Origin of the sequence: Polynucleobacter sp. JS-Polo-80-F4 (genome assembly GCF_018881965.1) — a bacterium.
GTDB lineage: Bacteria > Pseudomonadota > Gammaproteobacteria > Burkholderiales > Burkholderiaceae > Polynucleobacter.
This window is the reverse complement of record NZ_JACVPI010000001.1, coordinates 1,936,534-1,950,597: the sequence shown is the minus strand read 5'-3', so window position 1 is coordinate 1,950,597 and position 14,064 is coordinate 1,936,534. Positions and strand designations below refer to the sequence as shown.

Annotated in this window: 13 protein-coding genes and 1 tRNA gene; 6 read left to right on the top strand and 8 right to left on the bottom strand. The window is 45.1% G+C overall.

Features of this window, described 5'->3' with window-relative positions:
* Complete coding sequence (pgi, locus tag ICN20_RS10005) at positions 1-1,491, bottom strand: glucose-6-phosphate isomerase (protein ID WP_216240086.1); 1,491 nt, start codon at positions 1,489-1,491, stop codon at positions 1-3.
* 100 nt (positions 1,492-1,591) lie between these two features.
* Here pgi and ICN20_RS10000 point away from each other — a divergent pair, with 100 nt between their 5' ends.
* A complete protein-coding gene (locus ICN20_RS10000) occupies positions 1,592-2,725 on the top strand; it encodes an NAD(P)/FAD-dependent oxidoreductase (protein WP_216240083.1) in 1,134 nt (377 codons plus the stop codon).
* On the opposite strand, the gene ICN20_RS09995 is transcribed toward ICN20_RS10000, so the two are convergent.
* Complete coding sequence (locus tag ICN20_RS09995; protein ID WP_072582528.1) at positions 2,722-3,141, bottom strand: type II toxin-antitoxin system VapC family toxin; 420 nt, start codon at positions 3,139-3,141, stop codon at positions 2,722-2,724. The genes ICN20_RS10000 and ICN20_RS09995 overlap by 4 nt on opposite strands.
* A gap of 8 nt (positions 3,142-3,149) precedes the next feature.
* Complete coding sequence (locus ICN20_RS09990) at positions 3,150-3,407, bottom strand: type II toxin-antitoxin system Phd/YefM family antitoxin (RefSeq protein ID WP_216240081.1); 258 nt, start codon at positions 3,405-3,407, stop codon at positions 3,150-3,152.
* A 168-nt stretch (positions 3,408-3,575) separates the two neighbouring features.
* Between ICN20_RS09990 and ICN20_RS09985 the strand changes: the two genes are divergently transcribed.
* Positions 3,576-3,665 (top strand) — tRNA-Ser (locus tag ICN20_RS09985).
* A 103-nt stretch (positions 3,666-3,768) separates the two neighbouring features.
* Here the strand turns inward: ICN20_RS09985 and ICN20_RS09980 are convergent.
* On the bottom strand, positions 3,769-4,347 hold the full coding sequence (locus ICN20_RS09980; RefSeq protein WP_216240080.1) for a hypothetical protein: 579 nt from the start codon (positions 4,345-4,347) through the stop codon (positions 3,769-3,771).
* A gap of 99 nt (positions 4,348-4,446) precedes the next feature.
* Positions 4,447-5,403, bottom strand: a complete 957-nt coding sequence (locus ICN20_RS09975) for a hypothetical protein (protein WP_216860206.1) — start codon at positions 5,401-5,403, stop codon at positions 4,447-4,449.
* Between the two features lie 42 nt (positions 5,404-5,445).
* Here ICN20_RS09975 and ICN20_RS09970 point away from each other — a divergent pair, with 42 nt between their 5' ends.
* Both ICN20_RS09970 and ICN20_RS09965 read left to right on the top strand, forming a co-directional pair.
* Positions 5,446-6,894 (top strand): sensor histidine kinase, encoded by a 1,449-nt coding sequence (locus ICN20_RS09970; protein WP_216240078.1) that lies wholly within the window; start codon positions 5,446-5,448, stop codon positions 6,892-6,894.
* A gap of 99 nt (positions 6,895-6,993) precedes the next feature.
* Positions 6,994-9,099 carry an alkyl/aryl-sulfatase gene (locus tag ICN20_RS09965; protein WP_216240076.1) on the top strand — a complete coding sequence of 702 codons (2,106 nt, stop codon included), beginning with the start codon at positions 6,994-6,996 and terminating at the stop codon, positions 9,097-9,099.
* Between the two features lie 75 nt (positions 9,100-9,174).
* On the opposite strand, the gene ICN20_RS09960 is transcribed toward ICN20_RS09965, so the two are convergent.
* Entirely contained in the window at positions 9,175-10,425 is a 1,251-nt protein-coding gene (locus ICN20_RS09960) for a CaiB/BaiF CoA-transferase family protein (RefSeq protein ID WP_216240074.1), read from the bottom strand.
* A gap of 76 nt (positions 10,426-10,501) precedes the next feature.
* Here ICN20_RS09960 and ICN20_RS09955 point away from each other — a divergent pair, with 76 nt between their 5' ends.
* Both ICN20_RS09955 and ICN20_RS09950 read left to right on the top strand, forming a co-directional pair.
* Complete coding sequence (locus ICN20_RS09955) at positions 10,502-11,491, top strand: tripartite tricarboxylate transporter substrate binding protein (RefSeq protein ID WP_216240065.1); 990 nt, start codon at positions 10,502-10,504, stop codon at positions 11,489-11,491.
* 7 nt (positions 11,492-11,498) lie between these two features.
* The gene (locus ICN20_RS09950) at positions 11,499-12,296 is read left to right on the top strand and encodes an enoyl-CoA hydratase/isomerase family protein (RefSeq protein WP_216240063.1); all 798 of its coding nucleotides are present in this window, start codon (positions 11,499-11,501) and stop codon (positions 12,294-12,296) included.
* Here the strand turns inward: ICN20_RS09950 and hemW are convergent.
* Both hemW and rdgB read right to left on the bottom strand, forming a co-directional pair.
* Positions 12,293-13,474 carry a radical SAM family heme chaperone HemW gene (gene hemW, locus ICN20_RS09945; protein WP_216240061.1) on the bottom strand — a complete coding sequence of 394 codons (1,182 nt, stop codon included), beginning with the start codon at positions 13,472-13,474 and terminating at the stop codon, positions 12,293-12,295. The genes ICN20_RS09950 and hemW overlap by 4 nt on opposite strands.
* Positions 13,467-14,057: an RdgB/HAM1 family non-canonical purine NTP pyrophosphatase gene (gene rdgB, locus ICN20_RS09940; protein ID WP_216240059.1), complete on the bottom strand. Its 591-nt coding sequence runs from the start codon at positions 14,055-14,057 to the stop codon at positions 13,467-13,469. Before rdgB ends, hemW begins: the two co-directional genes overlap by 8 nt.
* Positions 14,058-14,064: the final 7 nt, after the last annotated feature.

Genomic DNA, 14,064 nt, shown 5'->3' with positions numbered 1-14,064 from the left:
CTATTGATTGAATAAGTTAATGCGAGCAGCTGTCACTTCATCAATACCAGCTTCAGCTTGAATGGTGACACCATTCTTTAGGGCAGCCTCAATTGGCTTAGCTAGTACCTTGCCAAGCTCTACACCTGGTTGATCAAAGCTATTGATATTCCATAAGGCACCCAATGCAGCAGTACGATTCTCATAAAGCGCCAAGAGTGCGCCTAAGTAGAAGGCATTGAGCTTAGGCAGAATGAGTAAGTTACTAGGGCGTTTGCCTGGGTAGGTATTGTTCGGGTTGTCAGTCTTCTTGCCATTGGCCAAGGCTTGGGCTTGCGCTAGACAGTTTGAAAGCAGAATACGGTGATGCGCTTTTGCCTCAGGCAAATTGCTCATCGGCTCGCGCACTGCGATGAAATCAATAGGAATGACTTCAGTGCCTTGATGCAGTAACTGAAAATAAGAATGTTGGGCATTGCTGCCTGAGCTACCAAAGACTACTGGGCAAGAAAATTTAACTGGCTTACCATCACGATCGACGCTCTTGCCATTGCTTTCCATATCCAGCTGTTGCAACCACTTTGGAAACCAGTCCAATGCGTCCGCATACGGAATAACGGCATATGACTTGATGTTGTGTTTCTCTTGCTGGTAAAGCAGGCTCAGCGCCATGATTACCGGAATATTGTCTTCGAGAGGGGCGGACTTAAAGTGCTGATCCATTGCTTGAGCGCCAGCTAAGAACTGCTTAAAAGTCTCAAAGCCGTATTGCAGGGCAATTGGTAATCCTACGGCAGACCATACAGAGTAACGACCGCCAACCCAGTCCCAAAAAGGATAGATATGGTCTTGATCAATACCAAATGCTTCAGCGGCAGGAACGTTTGCTGTTACAGCAAAGAGTGATTTGCTCACTTGACTATCGGTGAGACCATTATTTTTAAGCCACTTCACTACGGCGTTTGCATTCATGTTGGTCTCAAGCGTTGTGAACGACTTAGAGACAATGATGACCTTGGTGCTATGCGGCAAAGCACGTTGCAAAATGCGATTTAAATCTGCAGTATCGATATTGGCCAAGAAATGCATGCGCATGCCGCGACTTTCAATATCGGGAACATGGGCTAACGCTTCAATGGCAAGACGTGGGCCAAAATCTGAACCGCCAATACCAATGTGAATAACATCGGTGACGCCTACCCACTTATTGCAGAGAGCCTCAATGCGATGCCAAACTTGTGCGACGTCTGGCATAACATCTTTGCCATTTACTAAAACCGGTGACTTATCTAGGTTGCGCAGGGCAGAGTGCAAGGCAGGGCGATTTTCAGAATTATTCACTGGCTTACCAGCGAACAGGTCGGCAATAAATTGCTCTAATTTGGCTTCTTTGGCTTGGGCAAAGAGGAATTTCCAGCTGGCAGCATCAATTCCTTGATAAGCGCTATCTAAAACGATATCTTGGGTGCTAAATAGGGTTTTCAGATGTTCTTCAGCTGGTTTAGAGGACATTGATAGATTTTATCAAGAAGTGTCCCAAAACCCACTAAAACACTGAAAATGTTACGATTTCAGGATGCAGAGAACAATTATTCAAGGCTTGGGCAGATAAATGGATCAAGTCGACTGTGTCGTCATCGGTGCCGGGGTCGTCGGCCTAGCTGTTGCAAGAGAAATGGCATTGCAGGGCCGTGAAACAATTTTGCTCGAGCGGGAAAGTGCTTTTGGCACGATAAGCAGTGCCCGTAATAGTGAAGTGATTCATGCTGGCATTTATTACCCCAAGGATTCACTCAAGGCCAAGCTCTGTGTAGAGGGTAATCGCATGCTCTATGAGTATTGCCGCACTCACCATGTTGCTACTCAGCCTTATGGAAAATTGATCGTTGCCAGCGACGAATCTCAGTTAGATGATCTCCAGGCCATTCTTTACAAAGCGCAGCAAAACCAAGTTCCAGAAATCAAAATGATTACTGGCGAGCAAGCCAAGGCAATGGAACCCGAGCTACATTGTGCGGCAGCGGTTCTCTCGGCCTCTACTGGTATCGTTGATAGCCATGGCTTCATGCTGTCCTTGCTTGGCGGATTTGAGGATGCAGGCGGCATGATTGCCTATCAATCGCCACTTATCAGCGCAAAGCCTATTGGTGATAATGCGAAGGACGGATTTGAATTAGAAATCGGTGGCGCAGATGGCATGAAGATTCAAACCAAGCTGCTGATCAATTGTGCTGGTATGAGTGCACCAGCCATTGCGAGAAAGATAGAAGGACTCTCACAGGAACATATCCCCAAAGCGTATTTTGCTAAAGGTAATTACTTTTCTCTTTCTGGAAAATCACCGTTCAAGCATTTGATTTATCCCATTCCAGAACCTGGTGGGCTAGGTGTGCACCTTACTTTAGATATGGGTGGGCAGGCCAAGTTTGGGCCCGACGTCGAATGGCTTGAAATCGATGAAGAAAGCCAAATTGATTACACCGTAAACCCAAAGCGGGGCGAAGGCTTTTATGAGGCTGTGAGGCGCTACTGGCCAGGGCTTAAAGACAACGCTTTGCAGCCCGATTACTCAGGGGTGAGGGCAAAGATAGTCCCGCCTAATGCGCCTGCAGGGGACTTTTGCTTCAATGGTCCCCAAGACCATGGCCTGGAAGGACTTTTTAATCTATATGGCTTCGAGTCCCCAGGATTAACCTCCAGCCTAGCTATTGCCAAGCATTTAGAAGGTTTAATTAAGAGGTCTTAATCTGCTTGGGCTCGATATTCGAATGGGTTCAGTAAATTAATTTTAAATCGTTTGAAGTCTTTTATATTTCTACTGACCACAATGAGTTTCTGATCAATAGCTGTCGCTGCGATCATGGCATCTTCCCAAACGGTATTACTTTCTTTATGCATGAGCTTTGCCCACAGTCTAAAGGTTGATCCCGTCATCGGTAAGACATGATGTGCATTTGAAACTTGTTGCAACCAACTTTCCAAAGACTCTGCTTTATTTTTATCTTGCTCACGAGTCAACTCAATGCCTGCTTGAATTTCACCGATCGAGACTGCGGAAATATAAAGATCATTATCTGAAATGTTGTCATACCACTCTAATACTGCTCCATGCGGTTTTGGTTTACGTAGTTCTGAAATAATATTAGTGTCTAGTAAGTACATGAGCCGTCTTACAGTTTGATGGATTTTCGAAATGCACCTTGGCCACGCTTTGGCAGCACTAGGTCACCCTTGGCTTGCTCTGAAAGCAAAAGCGCTTTAAGAGAAGGTTTGGCTAACTTTTTCAATGTATTCCACTCCTGAATAGTGATTAATACGGCTGCTTCATGCCCCCGCTTAGTAACTACTTGAGGACCTTCTTCAAGGCAGGCGTTTAGTAACTCGCTAAATTTTGCTTTGGCATCTTGAACTGCCCAGTGCTTATTCATCACCCATGCTCCTGACTAGTTATCTGACTAGTTTATCAGAAAAAAGGGTATATCGGTTGGTGCACACAGAGTATTTAAGCCAATGGAAGCAATCTTTAGAAGGGGGTTTATTGCATTTTTAAGTAGGGACTCACCGAATTCCTTATAATCTAGGACTCAATTCGCAAAGGAAGAGTGGCAGAGCGGTTGAATGCACCAGTCTTGAAAACTGGCGAGGATGAAAGTCCTCCGTGAGTTCGAATCTCACCTCTTCCGCCAAGTTAAATGTAAAAAGCCCAGCAACTGCTTGCTGGGCTTTTATTTTTCTAGATTCTAGAAAAGACCTACAAAGGAACTTTCATAGAACTACTGCATTTCTTAATTACTTCTTAGCTGGTGCGCTTACTACTGCGGCGATTGCTTCTGTGTAAACCACTTTTACTTGATCATTTACAGCGATATCTTTCATCAAGTCAGGGTTCTGAACCTTAACCTTGAAGATGTTTCCTTGTGGGCCTTTTAAAGAAACAACATTTTTAGTTGTATCAATCGCTTCAACATTGGCAGTTGCAGTCACAGTATTGGTAGTGATCATGCCTGGTTTGTCGCCTTGTGGGGCAGTTGCAGTGCTAGTTGTAACTTGCTCGCTAGTTACACCTGGATTTTTTACCTTAACCAATTCAATTGCTACAGCCATTTCATATACAACATCAAAACGGTCGCCTACTTTAATTTCTGCGAAGTTCTTCACTTCAGGGCCAGCAACGATAGAGGTTTCACCGTCGTTGTTTTTGAGGGTAACTGTGCGTGTTGCAGCATCAATCTTTGTTACTTCACCGTCATAAATGAGTGCAGCTTCTTGAGCGGCTACACCAGCAATAGGCGCTTTTGGTTTAGTGAGGAAAAAGTAACCGCCAACTGCGATTGCAGCAATGACGATAGCAATGATAATTTTTTTCATAATGGTTTGATCCTTAGGATATTTAAAGGGCATCACCATTAGATGGCGATGAGGTAATGGCTAAATACTAGTAATTTAGTACTTGTATCTATTGTATTGCTAGAAGCTGGCGGCTAGACCAATAGAGGTGCCATGCACGTTCTGGCCAAACTGATAGCGAAATACGACTCTAACCCTGCTAAAGATGGGATCAGAGGCACTTCGATCCAATTCAATACCGGTACCAACGGAGGAAAGTGAGTTAAATCCCAGCGCCCCACGTAAGTCGCCTAAGAATTCGGTATGTGCTATCTCAAATACAGCCCTTAATGGCCTATCCAATAGCATGATCGGTGTTGGAATGCGACTGCGGGCCCAAAGTGCCAGACTTTGCGAGTCTGCTGATCCCTGGACCGCGGTAGAGGTCGCAAATGTTTGGACTGGAATATTGGTGTAACGCAATTCCACATCAATCTCTTGATCGGGTTTGTAATTCTCATAATCAAGCATGACTGAGCCACCCAAACCATAAGAATTCATGCGTCCACCATTGAGGAATTGCAAGTCAACACCTTTTTGATTTTGAATGACTCGAGAGGCAATCGAGAGATCGCTCTCTAGGTGACCTAGCATGACATTGGCAATGGGGCGAAAGCGCAGTTCATTCGTAATCGGAAAATCCCAGCCAATACCTCCAGTGCCAGTCACGCTATTCCAGTGGACCGGTACGGTAACAGAGCTATTCCCAATTCCGTCAGTAAAAGTGGGGTTGTAGCGATTCACCGCAATAGTGCCCTCTAAGTAGAGTGGAAAATTTGCACTAATACGGTCACCACCACCTAAAGAGATCATCTGCAGATCAGAGTTCTCTCCACCATTATTACGAATTGATAAGGAGCCGGTAGTGACATCTGGCGTGAGAGAGTAGCCAGTAATCGTCATAAAGGCATCGGCGCGCTTTTTAAGGTAATTATTGGCCGCGTTATAGAGGGCAGATTGGGCATGTGCAAAGCCAATCCCAACGGCAAATAGGGTGACAAAGAAAAAGAGCTGGGTTCTACTAAAAAGCCGCATCATTCGATTTTAGCGAATCAATTCGATGGATGTACCATATTGATTATGAAGCTGCTCATTTCTATTTACTTCTTTATTCTGGCCATCATTCAGATGGGCCTTTTTTTTGGTATTTATCACTATTACCGATCGCAAAACCTACTAAGACCCAGTTTGTATTGGATGTCCTCGCTACTTGTGAATGTAGTGGGCTTACTTATTTTCGGATTCGGGATTATCACCCTTCAGAATATTGCCAACCCAGAATTTAATTTCACCGTAGCGAATACTTTCTTTTATGTAGCAGCGATGTTGCAAGCATTATTTTGTATGTCTCTCAATCAAGAGATATCGAGACGGGTAAAGATTGCTGCAGTAATTTCAGTGTGTATTTTCTTTATCATGTTTGAATCTATGCGTATGTATGGATCCTTCGAGAGTCGCACTGCAGTGATGGCTGTGATCGCCAGTATTTTTTATTGCTGGCAAATATATGAACTGAGTAAGAAAAGAAAAGTATCGCCATCTAAACAATTGTTCTATATGCAATTTGCAAGTTTTGCAGAAATATTTTTTGCTATAGGCCGTTTCTTTATATTAATAGCTTCTGCCTTCACTATTCAGCAGGTAGAGCAAATACCTCAGCTACTGATTTTATTCACCATCTCTCAGCTGGTAATGAATACGCTTTCATACATTGCTATTGGTAGTTATTGGGCTGAGCAAGTCGTGGTAGCCAATATCAAGGCAACAACTGAAAATGAAACAACTAAAAAACTATTGCAAGAGCGAGATCTCTTGATTGCCTCTCTATTAAAAGCCAATAAGACCGCTAGTACAGGGGCTCTATCAGCCTCCATTGCACATGAGCTCAATCAGCCCCTGGGCGCCTCTAGTCTGAATATTCAATTCTTGCAAAAGAAGTTATCTGAAGGTGAATTAGATCCCTCCTTGCAGAAAGAAGTTTTAGATTCTTTATTGACAGACAACCAACGAGCGGCAAATATTATTCGCTCCCTTAGATCCGTGTTTGCGGATGAAAAAATAGCATCCACTAAAGTGGATCTTGGTGAACTAATCGACTTAGTGCTCACAATTGCCCGCCCAGAAATTATTAAGCAAAACATTCAAATGATTCTGAAGTTAGAGGATCATCTTCTTTTAACTGCAAATAAGGGCGAGCTCCAGCAAGTACTCTTAAATTTAGTTAATAACGCTATTGATGCACTAAAGATCACAGAAAAGCCTGATAAAAAAATCATTATTCGAGCTGAGCATACTAATGCTGGTGTTCAGATATCGATTGCTGATACCGGCACTGGTATTGATTCCAATGTTCAGGCTCACATGTTTGAACTTCTTTCGACTACCAAAGGCACGGGCATGGGAATTGGTCTTTGGTTGTGCAAGCATATTGTGATGAGGCACGGTGGCTCAATCTGGTTTGATTCTTTGCCAGGCAAAGGGACCACTTTTTTTGTGAGCTTGCCCCTGGTTGCGGTATATGCCATCTAATTTATTTGTTAGACTTAATTATTGGCTGCAGGGCTAATTGCCATTGAATTGCACAAACATATCATTGAAGTAATCAAACTATTTTTACTTTGGGCTTTTATGAAAATCAAACTTTCTCATACATCTTTTGCGCTTGCCTTCATATCTTCTGGAGTGGCATTTGCTGCTGGCGGAGGTGGCGTTATAGCCGATCCTGGCGCCATGCAAGGCAAGCATTTTGATGAGAAGGGTAAGGCGCCATCCAGCTACACGGTTGAATTACAAAACGGGCTTCGCAAGACGCTGCCATTTCAAGATAAGCGAGATTTTGAAGAATCAAAGAGGGGCTTTATTGCTGCACCTCCTTATAAGACCATCATGGCTGATGCGGGTAATGTTGCCTGGGATATGGGAAGCTACGACTTCTTATTGCAGGGCAAAGACTTTGACAGCGTCCATCCTTCTTTGCAGCGCCAAGCCATCCTCAATATGGGTTATGGCTTATATGAAGTAGTGCCAGGAAAAATCTATCAAGTTCGTGGCTTTGACTTAGCTAATATTAGTTTTGTGAAGACCAACAGCGGCTGGATTGTGTTTGATCCATTGACCGCCAAAGAAACAGCGCGTGCTGCTCTTGAGTTGGTAAATGAGAAGCTCGGCAAGCGTCCAGTGGTAGCGGTGGTGTATTCCCATTCACACGGAGATCACTTCGGTGGTGTGAGAGGCGTAGTGGATGAGGCAGATGTCAAGAGTGGCAAGGTGAAAATCATCGCGCCTGCAGGCTTTATGGATCATGCGATTGCCGAGAACGTCTACGCCGGTAATGCCATGACCCGCAGGATGTATTTCCAATACGGAGTGTTATTGCCAAGAAGTCCCTTTGGGCACGTGGATCAATCGATCGGTAAAAATACTGCGGCAGGCAATTTAGGCCTTATTGAGCCTAATGTCTACATCAATCAGCCGTATGAAAAAATGACAGTTGATGGTGTGGAGATGGAGTTCCAAAATACCCCAGGCACTGAAGCTCCTGCCGAGATGAATACCTACTTCCCGCAATTTAAAGCATTCTGGGCGGCAGAAAATATCACCGGCACAATTCACAATATTTACACCTTACGGGGCGCCTTAGTTCGTGACTCCTTGGCATGGTCTAAGAATATCAATAACGCCTTATATCGCTATGGCAATGAAAGTGAAGTCATGTTTGCATCTCATACATGGCCACGTTGGGGTAATGAACGTATTCAGGAAGTGATGCGTACGCAGCGCGATAGTTATGCCCACTTGCATAACGAAGTCCTTCACCTAGCAAATAATGGCGTGACCATTAATGAAATTCAGAATGTCTACAAGCAGCCTGAAAGCTTAAAGAAGCAGTGGGCCGCTCATAGCTATCATGGATCTGAAGAACACAACAGCCGCGCTGTGATTAATCGTTATCTGGGTTATTGGGACGCTAACCCTGCAACCTTGGCACCGTTGTCACCAAAAGACTCGGCGCCACTGTATGTCGAGATGATGGGTGGTTCAGCCAAGATCATGGCAAAGGGTAAAGAGCTCTATAAGCAGGGCAAGTATCGCGAAGCGATGGAGATCGTAAATAAATTAGTCTACGCACAGCCAAACAATACTGCCGCCAAAGACTTGCTTGCTGACATCTTTGAGCAAATTGGCTACCAAAAAGAAAGCCCAAGTATGCGTAATAGCTTCTTGGGAGCTGCTTATGAACTTCGTCATGGCATGCCGTCAGGTGCCTCTCCAAAGTCTAATGGCCCAGACATGATCAAAGGCATGACAACCGAACTCTGGCTCAACGCCTTAGCTATCAGCATGGATAGTAAAAAAGCAGCGGGCATGAATTTTGTGATCAACCTGGCTACTCCAGATAATGGCGAAAAGTTTGTGATTGAAATGAGTAACTCTGCATTGACCAACATTAAGGGTCAGCAGGCCAAGAACCCCAATCTGACTATTACGCTGAATCGAAGTGATCTTGAGCAAGTAATGGGCGGTCAAACAACTTTTGACAAACTCTTAGCTGAAGGCAAGGTGAGGTTTGATGGGGATCGTAAGCCATTTGATCAGCTCAGAAGCACCTTGACTGTCTTTGTACCTGATTTTGAACTTATGCCAGGGACAAAAGGAAAGGCTGCCCCTAAACCAGCAGCCCCAGCTAAAGATCCATTTGCTGCACAAGAGATGGCAATTACAGCTGGCGAGTAATGAATCCTCTTACTAAGTAAAAAAGGCTCCATTGGAGCCCTTTTTACTTATTCTCTTTGTTGGTATAGCTGCAAGCTACGGTGCAAAAGCACCGCCAGCTTCTAAAGACTGGAGTTCATCACCCGCGATGCCCAGTTCTGCAAGAAGCTCACTGGTATGTTCGCCCAGTAAAGGGGGGTGACGATATACCTGCTGAGGCGTGCCATTCATTTTGACGGCAAAGCCAATGTTGGGAACTGTACCTTCAATAGGGTGGTCAATCTCCATACGCATCTTGCGATGACGACCATGTTCACTATCAAATGCTTCTGGGTAGGTGTTAATCGGGCCCGCTGGAATACCTGCAGCCAGAAGTACATCAACCCATTCATCAGCAGTTTTGTTTGCAAATGACTTTTCTAGTTCTGCAGCGAGCTCTAAACGATTTGCCAAGCGTAATGGATTCGTTTTAAAGCGTGCATCTTCAAATAACTCTGGATGTTCAATTTTGTCGCAAAGTAATTTCCAGAGTTTTTGATTGGTAGCGCCCATGACAAAATAACCATCAGATGCCTTCATGGCTTGGTAGGGCGCACTCATGTGATTGGCTGTGCCAAGCTTATAAGGCTCCACTCCAGTACCCCAGTATTGGGCTGTATCCCAGATGGAAAATGCCAAGGCAGAATCGAAGAGTGAGGCATCGATAAATTGACCTTCGCCACTTTTAGTCTTGCCGATATAGGCTGACAAAATTCCATAAACCGCAAAGAGTGCACAACCAATATCGGCCACCGGCACGCCAGCCTTGACGGGTGGTCCATCTGGATAACCTGTAACGCTCATGACGCCAGACATTGCTTGCGCCATCAGATCAAATCCAGGGCGATCAGCCCACGGACCGGTTTGGCCAAAGCCAGAGATGCTCGCATAAACCAAGCCTGGGTTGATGGCTTTTAAAGAGGGGTAATCAATTCCGAGTTTCTTCATGACACCTGGTCGATAGTTCTCAACCAAAATATCAGCAGTCTTTACCAATTCAAAAAATACTTTTTTACCTGCCTCAGTTTTGAGATTGAGAGTCAGACTGCGTTTATTGCGATTCATATTCAGAAAGCCCATGCTATCTGAACCTTTCATCTTAAAACCCATCGCACCACGCGTTTGATCGCCAGTGCCTGGTGGCTCAATCTTGATGACGTCTGCACCTAAGTCCGCCAAGAGCATGCAGCAGTAGGGGCCGGCCATTACTTGACTTACGTCAAGAACACGCACTCCAGAGAGGGGTAATGGCTTTGATGAGCGCTGATGGGCGTCATCTAAAGCATCATTTATAGGTGTTTTCGTCATTGTCTCGGATGTTCTTATATGTTTAGAATTAACCACTAATAGTATCAAACACAATAAAAACAATTTTGGAGACTTTATGTTGCTTAAAACGCCTCAATGGGCTGTTCGTAGTTTGCTGGCAATTACGCTAGCCGCGACCTCATTTATTGCTTTCGGACAGCAAGCCTTCCCAACAAAACCGATTCGACTGATTGTTGGATTTGCACCTGGTGGCGGCACAGATATTGTTGCTCGTGCTATTGCTCCTAAGATGGGTGAGATTCTCGGTCAAAGTGTGATCGTTGAAAATAAATCCGGAGCCGCCGGTACCATTGCAGCCGATCAAATTGCTAAAGCAAATCCGGATGGGTATACCTTACTTGTAGGGCATTCCAATTCCAATGCGATTGCACCATTTGTACTAACAAACGTTCCTTACAACCCTGCAACGGATTTCACACCCATTACTTATTTGGGATACGTACCCAACGTACTAGTGGTGAAGGCTTCATTACCAGTGAACTCGGTGGCGCAACTCATTTCGCTTGCTAAAGCAAATCCAGGGCAGATGACTTACGGTTCCTCCGGTATTGGCAGCACCCAGCATTTAGCAGGCGCTTTATTTGCCAAGATTGCTGGTATTCAACTCAATCACGTTCCTTACAAGGGTAGTGGTCAAGCCATTATTGATTTGCTTGGTGGGCAGATCACGATGAACTTCGATACCTTGCCGCCTAACTTGCAGCAAATTAAAGAGGGTAGCTTGAAAGCGCTAGCGATTTCAACTCCAAAGCGTTTATCCATTCTTCCAAACGTGCCAACGTTTAACGAAGTGGGTATTACAGGCTTTGATGTCACCAATTGGTACTCTGTGATGGGTCCAAAGGGAATGGATCCTGCTGTAGTCAACAAGATTGATCAGGCAGTGAAGGCTGCCATGGCTGATCCACAGATTAAGAAGACGCTTGATTCTCAAGGCTTACAGCCAGAAGGTCCTGCAACACCAGCTGCGTTCAGCTTGTTCTTGGCCGGAGAGCTTGCTAAGTATCAGCGTTTAGTAAAGAGCCTGAACATCAAGGCTGAATAAGCATTTCATGACACACCAAGATAATGCGGGCAATATTGCGCAAGTCTCACTAGAGATACGCGGCAACATTGCCCACATTGTTTTTGATCATGTGGCGGCGCGCAATGCGATGACCGTCAGCATGTATCAGAGCTTAAAGACAATCTGTGAAGATATTGCCAAGAACCCAAAGGTGCGTGTAGCCATCTTTCGTGGTGCTGGCGGGAAGTCCTTTGTCTCTGGCAGTGATATCGCGCAGTTTGCGAGTTTTCAGAATGGTAATGATGGGGTGCAATACGAAGAGGGTATTGATAGCTACCTAGCACCATTAGCGACATTACCTATTCCAACAATAGCTGTGATTGATGGCATGGCAGTGGGTGGAGGTCTAGCAATTGCATCTTGCTGTGATTTCCGAATTGCATCACCCGGCGCTAAGTTTGGGGTACCCATAGCCAAAACACTCGGCAACTGTTTATCGGTGGGCAATGTAGCTTGGCTAGCTGCCCATTTGAGCATTAATATTGTGAAGCGAATGCTCCTATTGGCAGAAATGATTTCCGCTGAAGAGTTGGTAAAGCAGGGATATGTTCTGGCTATCCATGAACAGGGTCAATTGAGTCATGAAGCTGACAAGCTGGCAGAGCGCTTGAGCAATCTAGCGCCTATTACGCAAAAATCAAGCAAGCTTGTATTGGCAAGATTAATTAAGAATCAACTGCCCGACTGTAATGATCTCATCAGCGAAACTTATGGAAGCAATGATTTTAAGAATGGAGTGGTATGCTTCTTAAAAGGGCAGCCGCCTAGTTGGACCGGGAGCTAATCCAAAAACATCTCTTGAAGATTGTTGAGATAGCGCATGCCAAGAGGGGTGGCTTTTAGCTGACTAGGATTCTCATCGAGCAATTGCTTATTGCTGGCCTCAGAAAGACCCTTGCTAATCACGTTTAAAGGCAGGCCTGTACGTTCACTAAAGGTATTGGTCGGAACGCCATCAGTCAGTCTTAGGGTATTGAGCATAAATTCAAAAGGGAGATCCTTGGCTTCAATTACCTTGGATTCAATTAGAGCGTTGCCCTTAGTTTCCATTGCAGACATATAACCATCTGGATGCCGCTCACGTACTTGGCGTGTAATCTTGTCGGGATAGGAAATCTTGCCGTGCGCGCCGGCACCAATACCAATGTAATCACCAAAGCGCCAGTAGTTCAGATTATGTTTGCACTCTTGATTCTTCTGGGCATAAGCCGAAACCTCATAGCGTTTGTAACCTGCCTTTGTCAGTAAATCCAAATTCTGTTCAAAGATAGCATCCACTTCATCGTCACTTGGTAATTGCGGAGGAAAGTTTGCAAAGTAGGTGTTGGGCTCTAGTGTGAGGTTATAAAAAGACAGGTGTGGCGTCTTAAAGGAAAGTGCTGTCTCAATATCCGCCTTAGCCAACTCTAATGTCTGCTTTGGGAGGCCATACATGAGATCTAGATTTACTGATTTGAAGTGTTTTAGCGCAATTGCAATTGCACGCCTAGCTTCCTCACCATTGTGAATACGCCCCAAGGCTTTGAGCTGCTCATCTTGAAAGCTCTGAACCCCGATCGAAACTCGATTAATACCCGCCTTTGCAAAGCCTGCAAATTTATCGGCTTCGATAGATCCTGGGTTGGCCTCCATGGTGATTTCAGCATCGGGCTCTAGGTTCACGCGAGCACGTACAGCGCAGAGTAGTCGATCCATGCCTTCTGCAGACAAAAGGCTAGGTGTGCCGCCACCAATAAAAATGCTATGAACCTGACGTCCCCAGGTATTTGCTAGTTCAGTTTCGAGGTCAGCAATCAGCGCATTGATATAACGCTCTTCATCAAAACCACTTTTGCCCTCTTTGATTTGATGGGAATTGAAATCACAGTAAGGACACTTCTTTTCGCACCAAGGAAAGTGAATATACAAAGCCAGGGGTGGCAATGCAGTAAGGCTGACTTTATTGGGGGTGGAATTAAGCACGAGATTTGAGTTCTGTAATCAGTTCACGTAAGGCTTGGCCACGGTGACTGATTAAATTCTTTTGCGCAGCATCCAGTTGTGCTGCAGTACAGTTTTGGTCAGCCAAGAAAAAATGAGGGTCGTAACCAAAGCCGTTGTTTCCAGTGGCTTGATCAATAATTTGACCATACCAACGGGTTTGCACAATGATGGGCTCGGGATCATTGGGGTTGTTGATAAACACTAGAGCGCAAACATAATGAGCGCCTCGATCTGCCTGATCCTTTAATTCTTGGATGAGTTTTTGATTGTTGGCTGCATCATTGCCTTGATCTCCCGCATAGCGAGCCGACAATACGCCTGGCATGCCATCCAAAGCATGGGCGCAAATACCGGAGTCATCAGCCAGTGCAGGTAAGCCAGATGCAGCGCTAGCATGACGCGCTTTGGCTAAGGCATTCTCTACAAAGGTATGGTGCGGCTCTTCAGCCGAAGGAATGCCCAATTCTCCTTGCGGGATGACTTGAAAGTTCAGGGGTGCTAAAAGCGCCTGAAATTCTTTTACCTTGCCGGTATTGTTAGATGCGAGAACGAGCTTTTGCATTGCTTAA